The organism is Chryseobacterium sp. GQ58 (assembly GCF_059758895.1).
In genome coordinates this window covers 494,053-520,443 of sequence record NZ_JCAXEH010000003.1, presented here as the reverse complement: position 1 = coordinate 520,443, position 26,391 = coordinate 494,053, and the positions used below count along the sequence as shown (strand labels likewise).

The window sequence follows — 26,391 nt, the reverse complement described above, 5'->3', positions numbered from 1 at the left end:
CGTCAATTTGATATAATTTTTTTAACTAAAGATTATATATGACCTCTAATAAAAAATATCTACATATGAAAAGATTCTCCAAGGTTTTGTTTCTATTCCTGCTGTTACTGAGCTTTTCGGTGGCTTTTTCACAAAACTATTATGACCAGCAATGGAAAAAAATAGAAGAAAACAGCAAAAAAGGAACCTATAAATCTAATCTTCCGATTATTTTGGACATACAAGACAAAGCGATGAAAGAAAATAATGCACTTCAGCTTATTCGATCTTTAAAGGCAGAATTCAGTATTGTGAATCTCACTTCAGAAAATGATCAGAACGACTCCGCTTCAAAATTTTTTGTAAAGCTTCAAAATGCGGAAAAACAATTGAAAGGCGATGATCAGCTGGTTTACAAGGTTTTGCTTTCAGGTTTTTTATTTGATTATTACAATGAAAATTCATGGAAAATCAACGGAAGAACGAATTTAAATTCACAAGATCTATCGCAAATCGAAACCTGGAGCAAGCTAGATTTTAAAAATTATCTTACCAAAAGCTTTCAAGAGCTTGATCAGCAAAAACCTGCATTAAAGAAGATTTCTTTTGAAAAATATAAAGAAGCCTTTTCAAATACAAAAAATAGTGGTTATTTCCCGACTTTATTGGATTGGTATTCTTTGAAGAAAATTGGTTTTCTTTCTGATAACGGACTTTTTACTAAAAATGAACTCGCAGAAAACAGATCCTCAATTAATACTGTTTTTAATGAATTAATTGCTGAAAACAGCGGAAATTCCAAACTGTATTTTATGCATCAGAAATTATCGGAAAACTGTGATTTCAATCGATGCAAAGATAAACTTGAGCAGCTACAGAATTTAGTTAAATCAAATGCAGAAGGCGATTACAAGGTTCTCATCATGGAGGAAATGATGGATGAGCTTGTATCAAAAAAGAAAGAAAAAGAAGCTTTGGCGATCGCAAATCAGGCGAAAAGTCAATATCCGAAATCAGCTTTTCTTGAAAATATTAAAAATAAGGAAAACTCAATTCTTAATCCTTTTTTAAGCATTAAATATGAAGACCAGACGCAGCCGAATTTACCGATTCATCTGGTTGCGGAATACAAAAATGTGCCGGAATTTTCTGTCAATATTTATGAAGTAAAAGATGATATTTTGTCTTTTATGCAATATTCCAAAAATTCTTACAACAATTCTTTTGGAAAGATCAAGAAAACTTTGGTAAGAAAGGAAGTTTTTCAGCTACCCGACCCGAAAGATTACCAACTTCATAAAACTTCATTGGAAATTAAGCCTTTGCCTTCGGGGATTTATGTTGCAGAATATTTTGTCGCCGGCTCTGATACAAATGATGTCGAAGCCAGACAGAATTTCTATTTTTTAGTTTCAAACAATAAAATTATTTATGAATCTAAAAATGATAGAAACCAGCTTTCAAATGAACTAAAATTAGTCAGCGCTGAAAATGGCAAACCTGTAAATAATGAAAATCTGACGTTTTACGAATTTGTACAGAACAAAACTTTAAATAAAGTAACCGGTAAAACGGATCAAAAAGGAGCTTTTACGCTTCCCGCAACACAAAATAAAGAATATTACAGAAATTTTTTGATTCATCAGCCAAAGACAAATGATTTCAATTTATTTCAAGTATATGGAAGTCAATATAACGAAGTATCGCAACGCGAAACAGATCATTTGGAAAAAGCTCGAATCTTTACAGACAGAGCAATTTACAGACCCGGACAAACCGTTTATTTTAAAGTAATCAACACCAAAGTTGATAAAGAAATTGAATCTGTAGTTTCAGGAATAAAGCAAAAAATTACATTAAAAGATTCTAATGATGAAGAAGTTTCTTCACAAAATTTTACAAGCAACGAATTCGGTTCTTATCATGGAAGTTTCGTGTTGCCAAAAGGAAAATTGAATGGTCAATTTACTTTATCCATCAATAAAGGTGATGATGATATGGAATATTTGGGCGTTGCTTATCTTAAAGTTGAGGAATATAAACGTCCGAAGTTTGAAGTGACCTTTGAGCCCGTAAAAGAAGAATATAAATACGGACAAACCATCGAGCTAAAAGGTAAAGCAATGATGTTTTCGGGAGTTGCGTTAAGTAATACAACCGTGAATTACGAAATCAAAAAACAGAACATCCGTTGGAAATATTTCCCTTGGTATCCGAATAACAATGATAACGAAAATTCGATTCTTGGCGAAGCAAAAACCAATGAAAAAGGAGAATTCGTAATTCGTCTGGATCTGAAAAAAGATGAAAAGGCGGAAGGAATTCAGATTGACAATTATCAAATCAATGCTGCGGTTACGGATATCAACGGAGAAACGCAGACTGCGGATACCAATCTCAAAGTAGCTTCCGTTACACATTACATTAAAGTAGAAGATGTTAAAAATGTTTTTAATGATGAAAATGTGAAATTAAAGGTTGAAACTAAAAATTATAACGAACAAAACCTTAAGAAATCTTATCAGGTAAAATTGTCAAAACTGGAAACCCCAAACAGGATTTTCAGGGATAATTTTAAAACAGAAGTTCAGGATTTGCCAAAATATTCAAAAGAAGAATTTATCAACAAATTCCCACATGATTTATATGATAAAAATGATGAATTAAAAAACTGGAAAGTTTCTTCTGTCATTCTGAACGATGTAAAGCGAAGTGAAGAATCTTTGGATTTAGGAAAGCTTGAAGCCGGAAATTATCAGCTAGAATTATCCAATATTGAAGGAAAAGACACGATAAAAGTTACTCGGAATTTCGCGGTTTGGGACAAAAGATTTTTAAGATCTGATCAAAAAACATTCTTAACGGTTTTGGAACCTAAAGGTGAATTTTCAAGAGGCGAAAAAGCAAAAGTATATGTTTATTCGGCAGTTCCGGATGCTTTGGCCAATGTTTTTGTACAGGACGGTTCGGGTAAAACCGTTTCCGAAACTCACAAATTCAAAAATGGTATTTTGGAATATACGGTTGATATTCCTAAAGATAAAAGTGTTGCTTCTTTAAATCTGCAATTTCAGGTTGTGGCGTTTAATGATGTTCAGACGCAATCTGTCAATTTAAAAATAAAAGATACCGAGCAGCCTTTAAAAATTGAAACGATAACGTTCAGAGACAAACTGGAGCCAAATTCCAAAGAAAAATGGACGATTAAAGTTTCGGGAAACGATAAAGAAAAGATCAATGCGGAAGTTTTGGCCAATATGTATGATATGTCTTTGGATCAGTTTGCGGTGAATAGTTTTGATTGGGAAAAATTATATACACCATATTCGATTGTAACTTCTTATGATTTAGGACAACATTTAGAGCAAAGATATTATCAGAAAAGGCTGAAATACTTCAATGGAAATTATGTTGAAGTACCACAATTTAATTGGTTTGATAGAAGTGTTTTAATGGCATTACAAGGGAAAGTGGCAGGAGTTACCATTCGTGGTCGGGCAAGTGCGGCTCCTTTAGCGGATACAATGAATACTGAACAAAATATTGAAGAAGCTGTTGTTGGTGGTTATATGAAGAAAAAAGAAGCAATGGCTGATACAGAAATTTCAAAAGAAAGTTTAGACAAAATCCCAGTTCGTCAAAACCTTAATGAAACCGCATTTTTCTATCCGAATCTAAAAACTGATGCTGAAGGAAACGTCAATTTCGAATTTACTTCTCCAGAAGCATTGACTAAATGGAAATTGATGTTCCTTGCTCACACAAAAGACGCAAGAGCGGCGACTTTGGAAAAAGAAGTCGTGACACAGAAAGAATTTTCGGTGACGCCAAATTATCCGAGATTTTTGAGAGAAGGCGATGAATTGAATCTTCAATCAAAATTATCAAACTTAACAAGCAAAAAATTAAGAGGTTCTGCAAATCTGCAAATTCTTGATGCTTTTACCAATGAAGATATTTCGTCTCAATTTGGTTTAAATTCAAGTACTCAGAATTTTGATTTAAATGAAAACGGAAACTCGGCATTAACCTGGAAAGTGAAAGTTCCGAATAATGTTTCATCCATAATTTTGAAAGTGGTGGCAAAAGCCGGTCAATATTCCGACGGCGAGCAAAAAGCGGTTGCAATCCTTCCCAACAGAATGTTGGTGACCGATGCCGTTCCTGTTTTTGTGAAAGAAGGCGAAACGAAAACTTTTGTTTTAGAAAATCTTAAAAATACAAATTCTACAACGGTTTCGAATGTTTCAAATACATTGGAATTGACGACGAATCCGATCTGGGAAATCATGTTTGCGCTTCCAAGTCTGAAAAACGATCAGAATAATTCTGCGGATGTGATCTTTAATAAATGGTTTGCAGATGTTTTGGCTTCCGAAATCTTTAAAGCGAACCCGAAACTGAAAACCGTTTTTGAAGAATATCAGAATAAAGGATTATTAACTTCAAATCTTGAAAAAAATCAGGAGCTGAAACAATTGCTTTTGGAAGAAACGCCTTGGGTTTTGGAAAGTAAAAATGAAGAGGAACAAATGGCAAAGCTGGCATTGCTTTTTGATGCCAATACAATGAAAAACTCGATCAATCAGGATTGGGACGATTTCCAAAAACTACAGAATCCGGACGGTGGATTTTCGTGGTATTCGGGTTATCCGAGTTCGTACGGAACGTCTTTATATATTCTTAAAAATTTAGGGAAAATCAATTCTTGGTTGAAGGATAATGTAAAAGATTATCAAACTTCCGAGCAAAATGAATTGGTGAAAAAACTTGTTCAATATGTTGATAATGAAGTGAATAAATATTTTGATGTGAAAAAAGAAAATGTCTGGAATAACTGGGCTTTGGATTATCTTGACACCCGAAATTATTGGGAAAAACAATATCCGCTAAAAGGAAAAGGAGCAACATTAAAAGCATTGGTAAAACAGAAAGCTAAAACGGCAAAAATCACAGATTTTACATTCTTCGGATTGCATCGTGCTGCTTTATTGATGAATGATTACGGCTTAAAAGACACTTCAGATAAATTGATGAATTACTTGAAAGAAACTTCTGTTGACTCAAAAACACAAGGAGCTTACTGGAAGCAGAATCTTGATGATTGGGGTTGGTTTAGCTCAAAAGTGGTAAATCATGCAGGAGCTTTGGAAGCATTCAACAAGTTGAAGGCAAACGATCAGAAATTCATTGAAGACATGAAAATCTGGCTCATTACCCAAAAAGAAGTGAATTCTTGGGGAAGTTCAAGAGGAACTGCGGAAGTGATTTTCACGATTTTAAATTCAGGGAAATCATGGACTTCAGCCGAAAGCGATAAAGCAACAATCGTTTGGGGTGGGAAAGAATTAAAACCTCAAACTCAGGCAACAGGTTATGTAAAATCTGCCGTGAAAACTGATGTTTTAGATAAAAATTTAGCGACAGTTATCGTTACAAAACCCGGTCCCGGAATTGTTCAGGGCGGATTATTCTGGCAATATTATGAAGATTTGGATAAAATAAAATCATCGGAAAATTACATTTCCATCACAAAAGAACTGTATAAAAAGGTCAAAACGGTCAACGGCGAAGAATTACAAAAAATAACTTCCGAAACTCCGCTGAAAGTTGGAGACAAAGTAACCGTAAGAATGATTCTGAATACAGATCGCCCAATGGAATTCATTCATATCAAAGACATGCGGGCGGCAGGATTTGAGCCTTTGGATGTAATGTCGGGTTATCAGTGGAAAAACAGTTTGGGCTATTATCAGTCGACAAAAGACGCATCTACCAATTTCTATATCGAATATATGCCGAAAGGAAAATATGTTTTTGAATACGATTATGTTGCCAATGCATCCGGAAAGTTCTCAAACGGGATCACAACAATGCAAAATTATTATGCACCACAGATGAATGCGCATACAAAAGGTACAAATGTTCAGATTTTGGAATGATATTTGGCTGGTAAGGAATTGTAATTTTAAATTAAATAAAATAAAATGAAATTTTTAAAAATGATATTGGCAGGTTTGGTGCTTTTTACAGGAATAAACACTTTTGCCCAAAAGAAGAAAGATAAGTTTGAAAAGCTGGAAATAGAAATGTTTCCAAAAGCAAAAGAAGGATTCAAGCAGGTTTATATTCAATTGCCGGTTGCTAAAAACGAAAACGACCTTAAAGTAGAGTTCTTTGTAGGACTGGAAAAAATGCTGGATTGTAATAAGCATTTTCTGGTGGGAGAGATCAAATCTCAAGATCTGCAGGGTTGGGGCTACAATTATTATGAAGTAGAATCCAAAGGCGAAACCGGCGGAACACTGATGGCTTGTATGGATCAGAAGCTGACGAAAAAATTCGTTTCCCTTCAACCCGAAATTGTAAGATATAACAGCAAATTGCCTTTAGTTTTTTATGTGCCGAAAGACCTCGAAGTTCGTTACAGAATTTTACGTCCGGATGCAGCAATGAAAAAGGCGGTTCAGAACTAAATTTCAATTTATATTAAAAATAAATCTCCCTGCAAATATTGCGGGGAGATTTTGTATAACGTCTATAAATGATATTAAACAAATCGTATTTATACATAAAAAAGAATGTCAAAATCACCCGAAAAAATAATATATTTGTTTGTACACAACTTAATAACTATGGAAAACGTATTTGACGCAAAAGATGCTCAGAATTACATTAATAGAATTAATAATTTGATTGAAGATACACACGGTTTATGGGGGAGAATGACGGTTGATCAGATGCTGGCGCATTGCTGTGTTACTTATGAAATGGTTTACGAGCCCGAAAAACACAAAAAACCGGGAACGATTGCGAAGTTTATTCTTAAAACTTTTGTTAAATCTAAAGTGGTTGGTGAAAAATCGTACACGAAAGATTCACCTACAGCACCACAATTTTTAATTAAAGAAAGAAGAAATTTTGACGAAGAGAAAAAAAGACTGATCGGTTATATCCAGAAAACGCAGCAATTGGGAGCTTCAGCTTTTGATGGCAAAGAATCTTTCTCTTTTGGAAAACTTTCTTCCAACGAATGGAACAATATGTTTGCAAAACATCTGAATCATCATTTGTCTCAATTTGGAGTTTAAATATTTAAAATGAAAAAACTGCTGCTTTTCCTTATTCTGATCTCTAATTTCGCTTTTGCGCAGATGCCTGATATTTCTACAGTTTGGCTGAATAATTCAAAACCTTACATTGGTACAATCGGCGATGAGAACCAGGAAATCAAACTGAAGATCAATATTTCAGACCAAAACAGAAAGAATGATCAGGAATATTTTGTTTCAGGATATTCTCTGGTAGACACCAATTATTCAAAATTTGAAGGAAAGCTTATCATTACCAAATACAAAAACGGTAAGAAAAAGGGCATGGTTTATGGTGATTACGAATTGGCTGAAGAAAATAAAGGTAAACATTCGGGAGTTTTCAAGGGCAAATTTATCTATACTTTCCGATGGAATAAGAAAACCGAAAAGATAGAAAATCCTTACATCGAATTGATCGGAAACTGGAAAAGCTACGATGGAACTTTAGACTTTAAAACCCGCTTAAAAAACCAATAATTATGATAAGAAAAATATTGGCTGTTATTGCAGGAATTATAGCAGGCGGCATCAGCGTCGGAATAGTTCAGAAAATAGGGCATTCCATTTATCCAATGCCCGAAGGCATGAAAGGCGACGATTTGGAAGCGATGAAAAATTATGTAGAAACAGCACCGTTTATGTCTTTATTTTTTGTCATAATCTCTTATGCGGTTGCTGCTTTAGTTTCGGGATTTGTTTCCACCAAAATTGCCAATGACCGCAAGAAAATTTATGCAGTAACTTGTGGAATTGTCTTCCTTATCCAATCCATTTACATGATGTCGATATTGCCTACGCCTGCTTGGTTCTGGGTTTTGGGGATCTTATCCTGGATCTTGGTTTTGATAGGATATCAATTGGCTTTAAGCAAAAAAAGAATATAAATCTGCTATAATAAGTTTTAAATAATTAAATCCACGCATGAAATTAGGTGCATTTTCAGTCAGCTTAAGTGTGAAAGATCTTCAGAAGTCTAAAGATTTTTATGAAAAATTAGGTTTCAGCACAATGGGCGGAAATATGGAAAGCAATTATCTCATCATGAAAAACGGAAGCACGCTGATTGGTCTTTTTCAGGCGATGTTTGATGGCAATATGCTTACTTTTAATCCCGGATGGGACGAGAATGCTCAGAACCTTAACTCTTTTGACGATGTGAGAGCGATTCAAAAGCATTTAAAAGGAAACAGTGTTGAACTCGATAAAGAAGCCGATGAATCCACTTCAGGACCCGAACATATCTTTCTGAAAGATCCGGACGGAAATATGATCCTTATCGATCAACATAGATAATACATGAGTAATTAATAATAGGTAATTAGCAATTACTTAAATAAACATAAACCTCCTCCTCAATCTTAACCTAAAACTAAATAAATATGGCAACAGTAAATGTTTACTTGACATTCAACGGAAACTGTAAAGAAGCTTTCGATTTCTACAAATCTGTTTTCGGCGGAGAATATCCTTATGTTGGAACCTTCGGCGAAATGCCTCCAACGGAAGGTAAAGAAACTCCCGAAGAGGATAAAGATAAAATCATGCACATTTCACTTCCGATTTCTCAGGAGACAATTTTGATGGGAAGTGATACCGGCGGCGAATGGTCTTCAAACCTGAAAATAGGAAACAATTTCTCCGTTTCCATCAATGCAGATTCTAAAGAAGAGGCTGATCGTTTATTCAGTGGGCTTTCCGCCAGCGGACAAGTGACAATGCCTCTGGCTGATACTTTCTGGGGCGCTTACTTTGGAATGTTTACCGACAAGTTTGACATAAACTGGATGGTAAATTATGATGATCCTGCAAAAATGCAGCAACATCCGTAATATATTGAATACACATAACAATAAAACCTCCAATTTTGGAGGTTTATTGTTTCAGGATAAATAATGCTTATGGTTTTAGGTAACCTATCGAATAAAGTGGAAAGCTTTAGCCCTCACCCAACGGTCGGTAGCCATTGCCGAAGGGCCTGCACCTCCTTAATGAAGGGTCTGCACCCCTTACCGAAGAGGCTGCAGGCTGTCTTTCAATGGCAATACCCCCTTCATGAAGGGGGTATTGCCATTAATCTAAGGGGGTATAGGGTCTTGCGAAGAGCCTGCGGACCCTTATGATACGGGCGGCTGACCGTCAACCGGCGGGGTAGGGGTGCTGGACGAAGGGGCAGAAGGGGCAGATGACATGAAAAACTGCTTCATATCATCGTAAATCACGTTGGTTCCCGGAACATTCTCGCCTGATAAAAATTTTACGTTTCTGTAAAACGAGATGGCGTTGTGGTAATTGTCATGATCCAGCAAAACTTTGGTGTCAGATAATTGTTCGGTTACCGAGCTCAGCCTTTGCAGCCTGCTTTCCACCTGCTGTCTTGCAGCATAATCTTTGTCAAATTCCGTTTTATCGATGAATCCGGGTACAAGCTGAGGGTATTGTTCCATGTATTGTTTGGCTTTGTTTACAAACAGTTTGTTTTGTTCGGCTATTCTTCCATATTGTTTTCGCTGGTCCGCAGTCAGATTGATGGTCTTGCCGTTGAGAATGGTTTCAATGCTTTGTATTGCCTGATCGATCGAGCTAATATCGCTGTCGGAAAAAGTAATGCTGATGAGGTTGTCTAGTGCCATAATACAATTGTTTTATTTGTTATTAAACACTAAATTAAGTAAATTATTTATATTTTATCATATTTATGCTTTGATTGTTAAATATTTTTTAATAAAATGTTAATAATTTTAATGATATTGAAACTGTTTTGTAGTGGGGTTGAAGTAAAAAATTAACTTGTGATTATAGATCTTTATTATTAATTTTGTCTCTTGTGATAGATGATAGTAATTAAAAAATTAATAGTAGATGAAGACTTTGAAGCAGATGGCTTTGGCTGTTTTTACTTTTGGAGCCACATTGTTGAAGGCGCAGGAAAATGATTTGGGAGCGTGGTATATGTATTTCGGGAACAATAAACTTAATGACAGATGGAATTTTCACAACGAGATCCAATACAGAAACTTTGATGCGATTGGCGATCTGGAGCAGCTTTTGATCCGTACCGGAATTGGATATGATCTTGCGGAAAACAACAACAACCTTTTGCTCGGATATGGTTTTATTTTGAGCAGGCCTTATATCAACGGAGAAAAAACTGAAAATATCGAGCACCGTGTATTCCAGCAGTTTATCACAAAGCAGAAGTTCGGAAGGTTCAATATTCAGCATCGTTACAGGTTGGAAGAGCGTTTCTTGGAAGACGATTTCAGGATGCGGTTCCGTTACCTGCTAGGTTTTAATATTCCTATCAACAACAAAGAAATGCTGCCGAAAACCTTTTATGCATCAGCTTATAATGAAATATTCCTGCATCTTGACAGCCCGGTTTTGGACAGGAACAGGGTGTATGGCGCATTAGGTTTCGTGATCAACAAAAACATGAGAATTGAAGCAGGATATATGAATCAGCTTCAGGAAAATAAAAACAGAGGGCAGGTTCAGATCGGTTTTTATAACAATATTCCGTTCAGTAAAAACTAAATTGATTGTAGGCAATCTTTCATAACTGGGAATTCTTTGAGTTCTTTGCTAAGTAGAAGGCCTTCGCATCCATTTAAAAATTAATTATTTGAATCGGCGAAACTTCGTTTTGTGAACCTTAAAAACAGTTAGTAGTTAAAAGATCTTTGCAGACTTTGCGTTTTAGAATAAGCATTAGATCAACAACGAATCAAAAACTAATATAATCTGCTTTAAAAACAGAGATAAATTAATTAATAGAAACACGTATGCATTCAGGAAAAAGATTTGGCCCTTTGGAGTTCGCCATGTGGACGAGGCGCAGTATTTATGTTCTGACGGTTTTATCGGCCGCTCCTACCATATTGTATTATTTCGGATGCACCTTTCTTTCTTTTCCGTGGCAGCCGATTGCGATCATGGGAACAGCAGTTGCCTTTATCGTCGGCTTCAAAAATAATGCTAGCTACAGCCGGCTTTGGGAAGCTAGGCAGATCTATGGCGCGATCATCAACGACAGCCGTAGTTTTGGATATATATTGCGGGATTCTCTTGCCGGTAAAGATCCAAATAAAGTAAAAGAGATGTTTTTGCGTCATTATGCATGGCTCACGGCTCTTCGTTTTCAGCTTCGCGAATCCCGAAACTGGGAAAATATGAATACCGCACAGTTCAGGGAATATGCCATGAAATACGAAATTCCCGAAAGACTTTCTAAGCTGGATGATGAACTGGGAAATTATCTTTCAGAAAAAGATTTAAGCTATATTTTAAGCAAAAAAAACAAAGCAACGCAATTGATGGCGATGCAGAGCAAAGATCTGTCGGAAGCTTATGCCAAAGGGGAGATCAATGATTTTCAGTGGTCGCAGATCAATCAGCAGTTGGTGAAATTCACCGATCATCAGGGAAAAGCAGAACGTATTAAAAACTTTCCATATCCAAGGAATTTTTCTTCGATCACCACTTATCTTCTGTTGATGTTTATTGTGTTTGTACCTTTCGGATTGCTCAGTGAGTTTGACAGAATGGGCGATGGAACTCTGCTTGAGAACTATACATTGTGGTTCAATATTCCTTTTTCACTTTTGGTAACATGGTGCTTTCACACGCTGGACAGTGTAGGCGAGGCGTCTGTAAATCCTTTTGAAGGAAGCCCGAATGATGTGCCCATCACACAGATAAGCCGTACCATTGAGATTGATATGAGAGATATGCTCGATGAAAGCGATCTTCCGCCTGCAATTGTTGCTAAAAATAATATTGTGCTTTAAACAGTAGAAAAGCTAAATTCGTAATAGTAACAGATCTGCGTAATCAGCAAAATCTTCGAGAACTAAAAAGAAGACAAACATCTGAAAGATCTTCAACAACTTAATATTAAAAAAAATATATAAATGATTCATACCTATGTCATTATATCAATCGCAGTTTTATTATCTGTGATGATTCTCGTAATGATAGGCCAAAAGCTGAAAGTTGCTTATCCCATCTTTTTGGTGATTGCAGGGCTTATCATCAGTCTTGTTCCGGGAATGCCGCATATAGAAATAGAGCCGGATCTGGTATTTCTTATTTTTCTGCCGCCGATCTTATTTGAGGCGGCGTGGTTTACTTCATGGCAGGATTTCCACAAATGGCGAAAGCAGATTTTTTCGATGGCCTTCGGTTTGGTTTTCCTTACTTCAATAGTTGTAGCTTATCTGTCGTCATCTATTATTCCGGGGCTTACCGTTGCGATGGGGTTCTTGTTGGGTGGCGTCAATTCTCCGCCTGATGCGGTGGCAGCTACTTCAGTGTTAAAGCACATGAAGATTCCAAAAAAAATTACAAGCATTCTTGAAGGTGAAAGCTTGATCAACGATGCTTCGAGTTTGATTGTATTTAAATTTGCACTGGCTGCGGTGATTTCCGGACAGTTTATCTGGCGGGAAGCGATTGGAAGTTTTTTTAGCATGGCGGTCGGCGGAATCGTTATCGGTATTGCTTTAGGCTTAGTTTTTGGCTTCTTTTTAAGGCTCATTCCTTCCAATTCAAATATTGATACCGTCATTACGCTTATTGTACCTTACGTGCTGTATGTAGCGGCCGAGCATTTCCACTTTTCGGGTGTTTTATCGGTAGTTGCGGGTGGTTTGCTGATGTCTTACAATTCGCACTGTTATCTGAGCCATACCTCAAGGATCCAGTCCGGTAATGTCTGGAGTGTCCTGATTTTTGTGATGAATACCATTATTTTTATCTTAATAGGTCTTGAGCTTCCTGTTGTAGTGGCTGCAATGAAAGATTATACGATTTCAGAAGGAATTTTTTATAGTATTGTAATTGGCGGAGCGATTATTTTCACAAGAATATTGTACAGCTATACCATCATGTATTTTCCATGGTTTTTATCAAAGAAATTAAGAGCCGAAAATCCAAAACCCGATTGGCGGGAGCCTTTTATCATCAGTTTTGCAGCAATGCGGGGCGTTGTTTCTTTGGCGGCGGCGTTGTCAATTCCGGCATTTTTGCCCAATGGTGAAGCTTTTCCGCATCGTAATATCATCCTTTTCGTCACTTTTGTTATTATTCTGATCACTTTGGTTGGTCAGGGATTGATGCTTACTCCAATCTTAAAATTCTTAAAGGTAAATGATGGAGGAAGTGACCTTCCGGAAGAGAAGCAGGAAGTGATTCTAATGAGAAAACTGAAAGAAACCGCTTTACAAAAACTGGAATCTGATTTTTCTGAACTAGCCAAAACAAACAGCCTCGTCGGACATCAAAAGCACAAACTGGAAAACGAAATGATGATGATGGTCGACAAATCTCAATGCATGGCGTCAACAGGAGATTATGTAACCGCCATGAATGAAAATAAAGACGTGATCAGGCAGCTTATTCAGGCGCAGCGAAACGAGCTTCATCGTATGAAACGCGAAAAGATATTTGATGACCATGTCATGCGAACTATAGAAATGCAGCTGGATTTTGACGAAGCGAAGATTACAGGTTTTACACATTAATTTAACTAAAATTTGATATTGCCATTTGATCAGATTAGCAAAGAGAAATAAATTTGCTATTTTTGTGAAATATTCCAGACAATTAAAATGAGAAACAAAATAATAGTAAGCCTTGCGGCACTTTTGATGTTCGTGTCTTGTAAAAATGACGAAAAAATATTGACTTCGCTGGCAGATTACAACAATTCTATGGAAACAAAAGGCTATCATTTTGGTGATAAGCTGGATATTCCGAAGGATGTTTTAGACAATGCAGAAAGTATTTCGATCAGCTTTGGAGATAAAGAAACTTCAAACCTGGTTGTAGATCCGAAGTTTTTTACGCTGGGAGACAATGCCGTAACTTTTAATATCAAAACAAAAGGTGGCGAAACTTTGTATCAGGATGCAACAATCAATGTTTACAGCAAAAGCCCGGAAAAAGATATCAATTATGAGATCATTGCTGAATATCCACATAGCCCTGCCAATTTTGTTCAGGGTTTTCAGATTGAAGGAAACACAATTTACGAAAGTGACGGTCAAAATGGTGCTTCTCAGATTTTAAAATATAATTTAGGTGACACAAAACCTCTTGTTGCTACAAAGCAGCCTGAAGAAATTTTCTCTGAAGGATGTGCAATTGTTGGCGATAAAGTTTATCAGCTCACATGGCGTAACAAGAAAGGGTTTATTTACGATAAAAACACTTTGAGTTTAGTTTCAGAATTCGCTTATCCGGATGTAATCGGAGAAGGTTGGGGGCTGACTTATGACGGGAAAAATCTTATTGCTTCCGATGGGACAAAAAACCTGTATTTTTTGAACCCAAGTGATCCATCAAAAATTACGAGATATATTTCTGTAGCTGGAAACAATGAGATTTATGATCAGTTGAACGAGTTGGAATTTTATAAAGGTTTTATTTATGCAAATGTGTGGCATAAGCCTATTATTTTAAAAATTAATCCTGCAAACGGTGAAGTAGTAGGAAAACTTGATTTTACAAAAATTGCTGATCCGTTTACAGAAGTAGACAGCGAAAGTGTTTTGAACGGTATCGCTTTCAAAGGAGACAATATGCTTGTAACAGGCAAAAACTGGCCGAAAATTTATGAGGTTGCTATTAAATAATTAAAAATTATTACAATTTCGATCAGAATAAAATAAAGTATGTAAATTGGTAGCGTTCCTTTCGGAGCGCTATCGCTGTAAAAAATATTTGTTGAGATTATTAAGCTTATTATTCGTTTTTGTTTTCTGTTCGCTTTCTGCACAGAAAGTCCTTCCTTTTGATACGCTGAGAATCAAGAATGCAAGAGACATGCTGGTTGACGATTACGGAAGCATTTATCTCTACAAAAACAAAGATTTTAGCTTTACCAAATACGATTCTTTGGGGAAACAGCAGGGCAAAATGTTGCTTACCGTCCCGTTCAGGATTCAGAATGTGCAAAATCCGCTTACGATTGCTCTTTTCTCCGAAAATGCACAGGAAATGAAATTTGTAGATCAGAATCTCAACGAAATTCAGACGATTGATTTTAAAAAGAAATTTCCGTTTATCAAGCATGCATACGCAGAGGATCTTCAGCAGATCTGGCTTTTGGATGGAAGTGCAAAACGATTGATTCAATACAATTTCAGGAATGATACGACGATCAATTCATATACTTTTGATATAAATTTTGATGATCTGATTGATCTTTTGATTTATAATAATAAAGTTTATGTTTTAACGAAAAATAAATTCATCGTTTACAGCTTAAAATTTGAAAAACTCTTTGAAGCTCCGGTTGAGAATAGTAAACGTATAAGAAGGGAAAATGATGATATTCTTATTGTTGCCAAAAATTCTATTCTTAAATATAGAGTTGAAAAGGAATTGGTGAAAATTTTTGAAGATCCCGAAGCGCAAATTGTGGATAAAAATTCGCTGGCATATTTTGAAATCAAAGACAACAAACTTTATCTTTACAGCCTCGAAAATATCAGGGAAATCAAGAAACAGCCGCAAACAGAATTGCCGCCAATAGAAGAAGAAAAATCTGTAGAAGAACTGGAAAATAAAGAATCCGGGAAAACAGATATTATTCAGCTTATTGATGAAATTCAGTCGCTTGGTTTTTAATTTAAAATGGATCAGAAAAACTTTTAAGGAATATGCATATTGCAGTTACAGGAAATATTGGAGCAGGAAAAACCACGTTGACAACTCTGTTGGCGAAGCATTACGGGTGGGATGCGCAGTTTGAAGATGTAGATCTCAACCCTTATCTGGAAGATTTCTACGCAGACATGAGCAAGTGGAGTTTTGCGTTGCAGATTTATTTCTTGGGCAGCAGATTCCGCCAGGTAAAAGAAATCAGAGACAGCGGAAAAAATATTATTCAGGATCGTACAATCTATGAAGACGCGCACATTTTTGCAGAAAACCTGAATGATATGAATCTCCTTTCAGACAGAGATTTTAAGAATTATGCATCACTTTTTGATCTGATGAAAACTTTCGTTTCTGCTCCGGATTTGTTGATTTATCTCAAATCTGATGTTCCGAATCTGGTAAAGAAGATTTATAAAAGAGGAAGGGAATATGAAGCCTCAATAAGCATTGAATATCTTTCAAAGCTCAATCAGAAATATGAAAAATGGATCTCAAATTACACCGAAGGCAAACTTCTCATCATAGAAGTTGATGATCTTGATTTTGTTGAAAAACCTGAAGATTTCGGATTAATCCTGCAAAAAATTGAAACCGAGCTTCATGGTTTGTTCTGAATAAAGTATGAGTTGGCGTTAAATTTGTTGTAAATATTTAAAATTTATTTGAAATTATCATGATTGTAAAAGTTCTGCATAACGGAAATTGCTCAAAATCGAATGCTGTATTAGAGTATTTGGATGAAAACGGTGTTTCGTTTGAAATCATCAATATGATCGAAGAACCGCTAAGCGTTACAGAACTTAAAACGGTTTTAAAAAAGATGAATCAGAATGTTTTTCATATCATCAGAAAGAATGAAAAATTGTATATCGACAAATTTGCAGGAAAAGATTATTCTGAAGACGAATGGCTTGCTATTTTATCTGAAAACCCGTCTTTGATACAGCGTCCGATTATCATTAAAGGATCTGTTGCGATGCTGGGAAGGCCGATTGAAAATGTGAAATTCTTTATCGAAAAATAATTAGTTAATGAAACTTCATTAATAAACTGTTTAAAATAAACAGAAAAGTCAGCAATAGCTGACTTTTTGTTTTAAAGAAGAATAACGTTTTCTATTTTGGCCACTTCCTTGTAGATTTTTACAACCTGATCGGCGTCCAAAACAAATGCATTGATGTTGCATGCGGTATATTTTCCGTTTTTGCTTTCGCGGTTACCTAATGTAAATTTTATTCCGTCAAAAATTTTGTATATTTCTGTAAGTTTCGACTGATCTGTAGGAATAATAAATTTAAAAAGGTAATCTTCCGGGAAATCGTGATGATTTTCAAGTTTTTCCTTTAAAGAAATATAAAATTCTTCAGGATTAGCGTGCTCATTTCCTTGTAATATGTCCATTATTGTTATTAAAAATATAAATATAACGAAAATTATTTATTTTCCCAAAGGTCCCAAGATAGAAGAAGAACTTTGCTTTTCATGATCTTCGATGATATTAAACAGACCGTTTACAATCTGCTCCGAAGCCAGCATGCTCAATCCTCCCGCATTTACATTATTTTTATTACCACTGCCAAGTAAGCTGCCTAAAATATTGCTTCCCGACAAAGCGGTATTGATTGTTTTTACAATTCCGTATTTATTAAGCTCTTGCTCAACCCGCGGCGCAATGGCTGCTACAAGCTGCTGAGAAGTTTTTTCTTTTAAAATTAAAGTTGCCGTTCCTTTCTGTCCCTGGATAATTCTTGTAACATCTTGTGCATTCAAACTGTTGACGGCATTTTCGAGAATTGGCCTTGAAATATTAACCGTGTAAACGGCTGCTTCAGCAATATATTCCCTTTCTTTTGCAACGATTGATGGTGCAATTTTTTCAAGAGTCGAATTTATGTCTCTTAATTCTTTAGGCAAAGCTCTATCAACTAGATTATTCTGCAAAAAAGCTTCTTTATTGCTGTAAATGCTCATTCCTTTGTTGATGCCTCCCAACAAAACTCTCTTTATTACTGCTAAACCTAAGTCTGAAGTAGCCATGCTTGTGCAAGATTGTACAGTTGTACTGATTATTGCGCCGGTTCCAATTAGTAAAGCTCCGGCTATAATATATTTTTTCATTTAGAATTTTTGATATAAGGTCAAATATTGCACCAAAGGTAATGTTATTGTTTGTTTAAAGAAAATTTTGTTATTCATATCAACATAAAGTGAGATTTGAAATTGTAAGAAGATATGAAAATGCTTCAAAAAGAATCAAAATACTCTTTACACGATTTTTTTGGGGAATAAAACATGAAAAATACTCTTTGCTTCAATATGAAATATTCATTTTTTTTAGTATTTTATGATTTGAAATTTATTAAAATTTGTCGTTTATTAACTTTTTTGACAAACTAAACCGTTAATTTTAAAATATTTAACTAAAATTAACAGCATTTGATATTTTTTATATTTTTGAATAATGTCTTCTTTTGAGAAAAAAGGTATTCACACATTTGATTTGTACAAAATAAAATTAAACTATATGAAACAAACTAATTTAAAGTATTCTTGTCTGATTGCCGTTCTCTATTTCGGGATGAACGTCAACGGACAGGTAACTCCTCAAGATACTCTGCCCAAAGAGCAGAAAATAGAGGAGGTTGTGATGATTGGGTATGGTAGCCGAAAAGCTGTAGATAATACTACGTCTGTAAGTTCTTTAAAATCTGATGAAGTTTCGAGAACAAAAGTATTGAATGCTTCACAAGCTATTCAAGGGAAAGCAGCAGGTGTGCAGGTAACAGCATCGGATTTACCAGGTTCTACTCCTACGGTTATAATTAGAGGTCTTGGGACAGCCTTGAGTGGTAGAAACCCATTATATGTTGTAGACGGTATGTTTGTAGATAACATTAATAATATTAATACAAACGATATCTTAACTTATGATATTTTAAAAGATGCTTCAGCATTAGCAATATATGGTAACAGGGCTGCAAATGGTGTAATTATTATTACTACCAAAAGTGGTAGAGGAAAAGGGATTACTGTTGAATATGACGGATTTACGGGCGTAAGAAATCCTTTGAAAAAGGTAAAAATGGCAGGAAGTAATTTATTTGCTTATTATACTAATACTGCTTTGGGAACAACAACGTTCTCACAAGATCAGCCAGTAAATACAGATTGGTTTGATGAAATTACAAGAACGGGTGTATACAATCAGCATAATATCAGCTTGTCTGGAGCTTCGGAATCTGCAAAGTATTTCTTAAGTTTAAGTAATTATGATGAAAAGTCTATTTTAAATGGAACTGATTATAACAGAACAACGGTAAGAACCAATAATGAATTTAAAATAGCTAAAGGAATTACCTTGTCCCAAAATTTAAGTGTTGCTTTCAATAATACTACACCTAAACCTTTAGGTGCATTTACGACAGCTTATAAACAGTCGCCAATTGTTCCTGTAAGATATTCAAATGGTCTCTTTGGAGTACGCTTTGTTGGAGCTGATGGTTTTGCTTCTCCTACTGGTGAAGCTTTTAATAATGTAGGCAATCCCGTGTCACAACTTTATTATAATAATGAGAAACAAAAGAGCTTTACTTTACAGGGAGGTCTTAAGTTAGATATCAATATTTTAAAAGATTTAAAATTCACTTCACAGTTTTCAGGGGAATATAATAATTTTAAAAGCTACAACTTCGTTGATTCAAAAGCTATTTGGTTAGCTGCTGACCCAACAAGAGTTCTGAATAATACACCATATCCCGTTAATGATCCGCTTAATCTATTAACAAATACTAAAAACGATTATTACAACTGGATATTAACTAATTATTTTACTTATAATAAAAGATTTGCAGATATTCATGATATTGAAGCTATGGTAGGAACTGAAGCTTCTGTAAAAAATGGTACAGATGAGTTGATTATTATAAGAAGAAATATGCTTGCAAATAGCAATTATTGGAATTTAAGAGATGTAAATTATAAAGACCAGTTAGACGATCTTAAGAGTATAGATGGTAACAGAAATACTACAACTTCTTATTTTGCAAGAGCACAATACAAATTGATGAACAGGTATTTGTTTACAGCGACCATTCGTAGAGATGGTTCCTCACAGTTTGCCAACGGTAAAAAATGGGGGAATTTTCCGTCATTTGGTGCCGGTTGGATAGTTTCTGAAGAAAACTTTTTAAAAGATGGTTTTTTTGATATGCTTAAAATAAGAGGAGGCTGGGGTAAAATAGGAAATCAAAATGTTCCTCTTAATTATTTACCTTTTAACACAGGAACGCCTTATGATTATGCTTTTGGAGGTAGCGTTATGAGCAGCGGTATGACAATAGATCAAGTTTATGATCCTAATCTTACTTGGGAGGTGACTGAAGAAACTTCTGTAGGCTTAGATTTTGAAATTCTAAATAAGAAGCTAAAAGGTTCTGTTGATTTGTATGATAAAGTTACTACAAACATTATTCTAAAGTCAATTCCAATTGTTACTGAAGGGATTTCTAAAGAAGGATACGCACATCTAGGTGAGGTTACTAACAAAGGTATAGAAGTAGCGTTAGGATGGGATGATAAGATAGGTGAAGATTTTAGCTACTCTTTAAGTGCTAACTATTCATTTAACAAAAACGAACTTAGTAAAATTGCTCAGCAAAATGTAAATGATATTATTGGTGGTGGTTTAGGAAACGGACAGGATACTAAGCTATTGAATGAAGGATCAACAGGTCAGCCTTTGGGTAGCTTTTATCTTTATGAAGCCAATGGTATGGATGCCAATGGGAAATTGACATATGTAGATCACAACGGTAACGGTGTTACTGATGCAGGAGACCGAAAATATTTTGGATCCTATATACCTAAATCAACCTTAGGTATTAACTTAAATTTGAGATATAAAAGCTGGGATTTTTCAGCTAACGGATACGGTACATTTGGAGCTAAAGTGTATAATGGTAAAAAAGCTCAAAGATTTTCAGGTGAGAATATAGAGTATAATATTGCTAGCGATTTTTGGACTCCTACAAATACAGGATCAGCAAACCCGGCTCCATTTAATTCTGTACCACTCGCTTCTACTTATTATTTGGAATCTGGTGATTTCTTTAGAATAAACAATATTTCTTTAGGCTATACTTTAAGTAATGTAGTGGATTATTTATCTTCTATGAGATTTTATGTGAGCGCAATTAATCCTGTTGTTTTTCAGAAGTTTACTGGTTTTTCACCTGAACTGAATGGTAACGGCGATCCTTATGGGAACACAGGAATAGAATTGGATGCATATCCTACATTAAGATCATTTGTATTTGGTGTTAATATTAAATTTTAATTATTAAATAGAAAATCATGAACAAAAAAATAATAATATTATCTACTTTAGCACTACTTTCATTTTCAAGCCAAAGCTGTAATGACGATTTTGTAGAAGTAAATCCTACTGAAGCAATATCAGCACAAGATCTAAGCTTATTTAATAATAATGAGGGTGCTGAAAGTTTTGTAACTGCTATTTATGCCAAATTTCTAGATTGGAATATGAGTACATTTGCTTGGATAGGTGTTTCGAGTATTACTTCTGATGATGCAGACAAAGGATCAACACCCGGAGATACAGGCACTGATAAGGATGTCTTAGATGCTTTAACATTTAATGCAACGACGCCATCTTTTAGAGATTTGTTTGCTGCTCATTATCAGGGTATCAACAGATGTAATCAGGCTTTAGTTTATTTGCCACAACTTAATAATGCTGATCCGGCTTTACGTAGCAGATTAGAAGGTGAAGCACATTTCTTAAGAGCGTTTATGTATTTTACATTAGTTAGAACTTATGGTGGTGTTCCTATTGTAGATAGAATAGCAATTCCAGGCAATGATGAAGACAGAAAAATGTTGCTTACGCGAAAGTCTAAAGAAGAAGTTTATGCATTTATTGAATCTGATCTTCAGGCAGCTATTGCCGCGTTACCAGAGAAAAGTGCTTATACAGGTGCTAATGTTGGAAGAGCATCAAAAGGGGCCGCTTATGCCTTATTAGCAAAAGTTTCTATGTATCAAAAAAAGTGGCAACAGGTTGTAAATAATTGTAATTTGGTAACAGGTTACTCATTAACAGACGATTTTGCAGAAATTTATAAAGTAAGTGGAGAAAATAATGCAGAGTCAATCTTTGAGATTCAAGGTAAAGGTGAGGCCCCTGCAAAAGGTATTCAACAATACTCTCAGGTTCAGGGAGCAACTGGAGCTGGTGGCTGGGGCTGGGGCTTCAATGCACCTTCTCAAGGTTTAGTAAATGCATATAACGCAGAAGGTGATACCGAAAGAAGAAATGCAACTATAATTTTTAGGAATTCCACCTTATATGATGGACGTATAGTTCCTTCTACTGTAAATAATCCTTATTACAATTTTAAAGCTTATTCCTCTAATTATTCTGGTGCCGATCATTCTGATGTTAATATTCGATATCTTAGATATGCAGAAGTTTTGCTAATGAAAGCAGAAGCATTAAATGAGTTGGGACAGACATCACAAGCTATATTATTATTAAATCAGGTTAGAGATCGAGCAAATATTAATCCAACAACAGCAACTAGTCAGGCTGATGTAAGAATTGCTATTTGGAAAGAAAGAAGATTGGAATTAGCTTTTGAGCATGACAGATGGTATGATCTTGTAAGAACAGGACAAGCTGCAGCAGCTATGGCAGCTAATGGTAAAACATTTATTGTTGGGAAGCATGAGTTGTTCCCCCTGCCTCAAACTTTTATTGATGAAGCACAAGGACTTTCCGCTCAAAATCCAATGTATTAATTTTAATATTTTAAAGATGAGAAATAAAACAATTATAAAATATTTTAGTGCTGCACTTATTTTAGGAGCATTGTTTACAAATTGCGAAGATAGTATTGATAAAGACAATCCTCCTATTCCTTATGCATCTATAGGGGGGTATGATAATTCTGACGAAATTGCTGCAGACAACTTAATAAGTAAAATAAGTTTTGAAGATAATGTTGTCGATAGCAAAAATGGCTTAAGTGGAGGAACCGCGTCAGGCATAAACTTCGAGGCTGGTGCTAAAGGAATGGCTTACAAAGGTTCAACAACAGGTATGATTGCATTTACTGACCTTAGTGATAGAATCAAAAATGTTAAAAGTATTACTCAATCCATGTGGATAAAAACTTCGCAACATACAGGTGGTGCGCAATGTATTTTTATGCTTCCAAAAACAACAGATTTCTGGGGGAATATTTTTGTTTTGATTGAGGCCTCTAGTGACGGAAAAATGTTATTAAAATTTCATATTCAAAAAGATGTTACCCCTCCCATTGCGTGGGCTGGGCAATTTATAGAAACCGGTGGTGCTAATAAATTAGAAGGAATGTATGATAAATGGAAGCATTTAGTATGGTCTTATGACGGAACTACTTCTACGTTTGCACTATATGTCGATGGTGTTATGGTGCCATTACCGGATAGTATAACAAAAAGATATGCCAGCGATCCCGCTCAGGGAGGTTTACCTTTAGGAAATCTTGCTAACTCAAATGTTTCAAAGTTTGTTATTGGAGGATTCCAACAGCATTTAGGTTCTCCATGGGCAAATCCAGATGGCTGGATGCTTAAATATACAGGTTTGATGGATGAGTTCAGACTGTACGATAAAGCACTATCTTCTTCTGAAGTGAATGCTTTATATAAGCTTGAAAAAGATAACCGATAATCTCTAAGAGAGCCCTTTATCGGGCTCTTTTTTAATATTTTTTTAAATGAAAAAAATTATAGTAATATTGTTTTTTGGACTGATTGTTAATTCTTGTTCATCGGAGGATGCCATACCTCCTGCAGGTACGCCTATTGGGGGTGGTACTGAAGCTCCCAACACTTACACCGATGCCCAACTTACCGAAATAGTACAGAAAGATGCATTAAAATATTTTTGGGATTATGCTGAAATCAATTCAAAACTAGCCAGAGAAAGGTATCATACCGATAATCCGGGACAAGATGCTTATGTTGTTTCAGCAGGAGGATCTGGTTTTGGACTAATGACCATTTTGGTTGGCATAAAAAATGAATATGTCTCAAAAGCGGAAGCGGTTTCAAGATTGACTACAGCTCTTAATTTCCTTCAGAATGCCAATCGTTTTCATGGCGCATGGCCACATTGGATGAATGGAAATAATGGTCAGGTAATACCATTTAGCTCACAGGATGATGGTGGAGATTTAGTAGAGACTGCATTTTTAGCACAGGGCTTAATCTGTGTAAGAGAATACTTTAAAACATCAACTGATCCGACAGAATTAGCACTTTCTCAAAAGGCAGATTCATTATGGAAAGACATAGAATGGAATTGGTATACACAGGGTCAAGATGTTCTGTATTGGCATTGGTCCCCTAATTTTAATTTCCAAATGAATCATAAGCTACAAGGGTTTGATGAAACCTTAATTACTTACGTTTTAGCCGCAGCTTCACCTGATCATTCTATTACAAAACCTGTTTATCAGCAGGGTTGGGCCCGTAATGGAGGTATTGTAAATGTTGCTTCACAATATGGTTTGCCTTTAGTGGTAAAACATAATGGAGCTAATAATACGGTTGGGCCAATGTTTTGGTCACATTACTCGTTTTTAGGTCTTGATCCAAGAGGATTATCAGACGAATATGTTAATTATGGTAATGCTACAACCAATCATGCGAAAATCATGTATCAGTATTCCATAACGAATCCAAAAGGATGGCAGGGATATAATTCAAAAAGCTGGGGACTTACTGCAAGCTATTCCAGAAATACTGACGGATCCACAGGGTATTCAGCACACCAGCCTAATAATGATTTAGGAGTGATTTCTCCCACGGCAGCCCTTTCGAATATGCCTTATACGCCAACAGAAAGTATGAATATGCTGAGATTTTTATATAATGAAAATTATAATAAATATATTGGAGTAGCGGGGCCTTATGATGCTTATTCTGTTCAGTATAATTGGGTTACACCGAGATATTTGGCAATCGATCAGGGAACAATCGCTCCAATGATCGAAAATCATAAGTCACAATTCTTGTGGCAATTATTTATGAATGCACCCGATGTAAGGCAAGGCTTGATTAAATTAGGATTTCATTCAACACAATACGGATTTTAACAATAATATACAATGAAAAGGATAATGTTATCGGTTACTTTAACCTCACTTCTTCTTATTGCAGTTTCCTGCAAGAACACACAAACGGCACAACAAGTTTCAAATGTTCAGGTAAAAAATAGTATTACTGACGAGCAGTTGATGGACAGAGTTCAGAAAGATGCTTTAAAGTATTTCTGGGAGTATGCGGAGCCAAATTCTATGCTGGGAAGAGAGCGTTATCATGAAGATAATGTTTACCCTCAAAACGATCAGCATGTTGTCACAACAGGTGGGTCAGGGTTTGGATTGGCGACAATTTTGGTAGGAGTTGAAAGAGGTCTTGTTCCAAGAAAAGAAGCAGTAAAAAGATTGACCAATATGATGGATTTCCTTGCAAAAGCAGATCGTCATAAAGGTGCATGGCCGCATTGGATCAATGGAGAAACAGGAAAAACAGTTCCTTTCGGAAAAAAAGATAACGGTGGAGATTTAGTTGAAACAGCATTTTTGACCTCAGGGATTTTAATGGTTCGTGAATATTTCAAAAATGGAAATGCCGAAGAAAAAGCTTTAGCAAAAAAATGTGACGAGCTTTGGAAAGGAATTCAGTGGAATTGGTACACAAAAGGTGGCGAAAAAGTTTTGTACTGGCATTGGTCACCCGAATATCAATGGGACATGAATTTCCCACTTCAGGGGTACAACGAATGTCTGATTACTTATATTTTGGCGGCATCTTCGCCTACTTATTCGATCGATGCAGAAACGTATTATAAAGGCTGGACAAGAAATGGTGCTTATCTTTCGGACAAATCAAAATACGGTTTGCCAATGTATGTGAAACATAACGGAGCTGAAGAATATGGCGGACCATTATTTTGGGCGCATTATTCGTATATTGGATTGGATCCGAGCGGTTTATCAGACAAATTGATTAAAAATTACTTTGATTTAAATAAAAATCATGTACTTATTGATTACAAATATTGTGTGGAAAATCCAAAAAAGTGGAAAGGTTACGGTCCAAATTATTGGGGATTGACGGCCAGCTATACAAGAAATGAAGACGGAAGCACAGGTTACAACGCGCATTTCCCACAAAATGATCACGGTGTCATTACTCCGACTGCGGCGCTGAGCAGTTTTCCGTATTCACCAAAAGAATCGATGGATTTCCTAAGATTTATTTATACTCAAAAGCCTGAATTCATTGGTTCGGCTGGGCCTTACGATGCGACTTCGATTCACTACGACAATTGGACAACTCCGAGATATTTAGCGATCGATCAGGGAACAATTGCTCCGATGATCGAAAATTACAGAACAGGATTTTTATGGAAGCTATTTATGAATGCGCCTGAAATCCAGCAAGGATTGAAGAAATTAAGTTTCCAGTCAGAAAAATATAATATTAAATAATTTTTTAGGAGCTTAATCCCGCTTTCCGCACTCGCTATTTTGAGGGTTGCGGCGGCAAAGCCGCCGCCGAAACCCTCAAAATGAGCTCA

Annotated in this window: 22 protein-coding genes; 19 read left to right on the top strand and 3 right to left on the bottom strand. The window is 35.7% G+C overall.

Annotated elements, in window-relative coordinates; translation table 11 throughout:
- Positions 1 to 65 precede the first annotated feature (65 nt).
- The 7 genes from AC6CHK_RS10360 (at position 66) to AC6CHK_RS10330 (ending at position 8,902) form a co-directional block, all read left to right on the top strand.
- Positions 66 to 5,921 carry an alpha-2-macroglobulin family protein gene (locus tag AC6CHK_RS10360; RefSeq protein WP_498095800.1) on the top strand — a complete coding sequence of 1,952 codons (5,856 nt, stop codon included), beginning with the start codon at positions 66 to 68 and terminating at the stop codon, positions 5,919 to 5,921.
- A gap of 45 nt (positions 5,922 to 5,966) precedes the next feature.
- Complete coding sequence (gene eco / locus AC6CHK_RS10355) at positions 5,967 to 6,455, top strand: serine protease inhibitor ecotin (RefSeq protein WP_498095798.1); 489 nt, start codon at positions 5,967 to 5,969, stop codon at positions 6,453 to 6,455.
- Between the two features lie 159 nt (positions 6,456 to 6,614).
- A complete protein-coding gene (locus AC6CHK_RS10350) occupies positions 6,615 to 7,070 on the top strand; it encodes a DUF1569 domain-containing protein (RefSeq protein ID WP_498095796.1) in 456 nt (151 codons plus the stop codon).
- 9 nt (positions 7,071 to 7,079) lie between these two features.
- Positions 7,080 to 7,550, top strand: coding sequence for a hypothetical protein (locus tag AC6CHK_RS10345; RefSeq protein ID WP_498095794.1), 471 nt, complete (start codon positions 7,080 to 7,082; stop codon positions 7,548 to 7,550).
- Positions 7,551 to 7,552: 2 nt separating this feature from the next.
- Positions 7,553 to 7,957, top strand: a complete 405-nt coding sequence (locus AC6CHK_RS10340) for a hypothetical protein (RefSeq protein ID WP_498095792.1) — start codon at positions 7,553 to 7,555, stop codon at positions 7,955 to 7,957.
- Positions 7,958 to 7,994: 37 nt separating this feature from the next.
- Positions 7,995 to 8,366, top strand: coding sequence for a VOC family protein (locus tag AC6CHK_RS10335; RefSeq protein WP_498095790.1), 372 nt, complete (start codon positions 7,995 to 7,997; stop codon positions 8,364 to 8,366).
- Between the two features lie 86 nt (positions 8,367 to 8,452).
- Positions 8,453 to 8,902: a VOC family protein gene (locus tag AC6CHK_RS10330; RefSeq protein ID WP_498095788.1), complete on the top strand. Its 450-nt coding sequence runs from the start codon at positions 8,453 to 8,455 to the stop codon at positions 8,900 to 8,902.
- Between the two features lie 285 nt (positions 8,903 to 9,187).
- On the opposite strand, the gene AC6CHK_RS10325 is transcribed toward AC6CHK_RS10330, so the two are convergent.
- A complete protein-coding gene (locus AC6CHK_RS10325; RefSeq protein ID WP_498095786.1) occupies positions 9,188 to 9,703 on the bottom strand; it encodes a hypothetical protein in 516 nt (171 codons plus the stop codon).
- Between the two features lie 229 nt (positions 9,704 to 9,932).
- On the opposite strand from AC6CHK_RS10325, the gene AC6CHK_RS10320 reads away from it, so the two are divergent.
- The 7 genes from AC6CHK_RS10320 to AC6CHK_RS10290 all read left to right on the top strand — a co-directional run bounded on the left by AC6CHK_RS10320 (position 9,933) and on the right by AC6CHK_RS10290 (position 16,761).
- Entirely contained in the window at positions 9,933 to 10,607 is a 675-nt protein-coding gene (locus tag AC6CHK_RS10320) for a DUF2490 domain-containing protein (RefSeq protein WP_498095784.1), read from the top strand.
- A gap of 248 nt (positions 10,608 to 10,855) precedes the next feature.
- Positions 10,856 to 11,860, top strand: coding sequence for a bestrophin family protein (locus AC6CHK_RS10315; protein ID WP_498095782.1), 1,005 nt, complete (start codon positions 10,856 to 10,858; stop codon positions 11,858 to 11,860).
- Between the two features lie 123 nt (positions 11,861 to 11,983).
- A complete protein-coding gene (locus tag AC6CHK_RS10310) occupies positions 11,984 to 13,594 on the top strand; it encodes a Na+/H+ antiporter (RefSeq protein ID WP_498095780.1) in 1,611 nt (536 codons plus the stop codon).
- Positions 13,595 to 13,681: 87 nt separating this feature from the next.
- Positions 13,682 to 14,707 carry a glutaminyl-peptide cyclotransferase gene (locus AC6CHK_RS10305; RefSeq protein WP_498095778.1) on the top strand — a complete coding sequence of 342 codons (1,026 nt, stop codon included), beginning with the start codon at positions 13,682 to 13,684 and terminating at the stop codon, positions 14,705 to 14,707.
- A gap of 91 nt (positions 14,708 to 14,798) precedes the next feature.
- Positions 14,799 to 15,704, top strand: coding sequence for a hypothetical protein (locus AC6CHK_RS10300; protein WP_498095776.1), 906 nt, complete (start codon positions 14,799 to 14,801; stop codon positions 15,702 to 15,704).
- A gap of 32 nt (positions 15,705 to 15,736) precedes the next feature.
- Positions 15,737 to 16,351, top strand: a complete 615-nt coding sequence (locus tag AC6CHK_RS10295; protein WP_498095774.1) for a deoxynucleoside kinase — start codon at positions 15,737 to 15,739, stop codon at positions 16,349 to 16,351.
- 59 nt (positions 16,352 to 16,410) lie between these two features.
- Positions 16,411 to 16,761 carry an ArsC/Spx/MgsR family protein gene (locus AC6CHK_RS10290; protein ID WP_498095772.1) on the top strand — a complete coding sequence of 117 codons (351 nt, stop codon included), beginning with the start codon at positions 16,411 to 16,413 and terminating at the stop codon, positions 16,759 to 16,761.
- Positions 16,762 to 16,832: 71 nt separating this feature from the next.
- Here AC6CHK_RS10290 and AC6CHK_RS10285 read toward each other — a convergent pair whose 3' ends face one another.
- The gene (locus AC6CHK_RS10285; protein ID WP_498095770.1) at positions 16,833 to 17,138 is read right to left on the bottom strand and encodes a DUF493 family protein; all 306 of its coding nucleotides are present in this window, start codon (positions 17,136 to 17,138) and stop codon (positions 16,833 to 16,835) included.
- A 36-nt stretch (positions 17,139 to 17,174) separates the two neighbouring features.
- The gene (locus AC6CHK_RS10280) at positions 17,175 to 17,855 is read right to left on the bottom strand and encodes a DUF4197 family protein (protein ID WP_498095768.1); all 681 of its coding nucleotides are present in this window, start codon (positions 17,853 to 17,855) and stop codon (positions 17,175 to 17,177) included.
- A gap of 406 nt (positions 17,856 to 18,261) precedes the next feature.
- Between AC6CHK_RS10280 and AC6CHK_RS10275 the strand changes: the two genes are divergently transcribed.
- Genes AC6CHK_RS10275 through AC6CHK_RS10255 form a run of 5 tightly spaced genes read left to right on the top strand, consistent with a single transcriptional unit; the run spans position 18,262 to position 26,302 of the window.
- Entirely contained in the window at positions 18,262 to 21,072 is a 2,811-nt protein-coding gene (locus tag AC6CHK_RS10275; protein ID WP_498095766.1) for a SusC/RagA family TonB-linked outer membrane protein, read from the top strand.
- 17 nt (positions 21,073 to 21,089) lie between these two features.
- Positions 21,090 to 22,556 carry a RagB/SusD family nutrient uptake outer membrane protein gene (locus AC6CHK_RS10270; RefSeq protein ID WP_498095764.1) on the top strand — a complete coding sequence of 489 codons (1,467 nt, stop codon included), beginning with the start codon at positions 21,090 to 21,092 and terminating at the stop codon, positions 22,554 to 22,556.
- Positions 22,516 to 23,472 (top strand): LamG domain-containing protein, encoded by a 957-nt coding sequence (locus AC6CHK_RS10265; RefSeq protein WP_498095762.1) that lies wholly within the window; start codon positions 22,516 to 22,518, stop codon positions 23,470 to 23,472. The genes AC6CHK_RS10270 and AC6CHK_RS10265 overlap by 41 nt, the downstream gene beginning before the upstream one ends.
- Before the next feature lie 46 nt (positions 23,473 to 23,518).
- Complete coding sequence (locus AC6CHK_RS10260) at positions 23,519 to 24,901, top strand: glucoamylase family protein (RefSeq protein WP_498095760.1); 1,383 nt, start codon at positions 23,519 to 23,521, stop codon at positions 24,899 to 24,901.
- Positions 24,902 to 24,913: 12 nt separating this feature from the next.
- On the top strand, positions 24,914 to 26,302 hold the full coding sequence (locus tag AC6CHK_RS10255; protein ID WP_498095758.1) for a glucoamylase family protein: 1,389 nt from the start codon (positions 24,914 to 24,916) through the stop codon (positions 26,300 to 26,302).
- Positions 26,303 to 26,391: the final 89 nt, after the last annotated feature.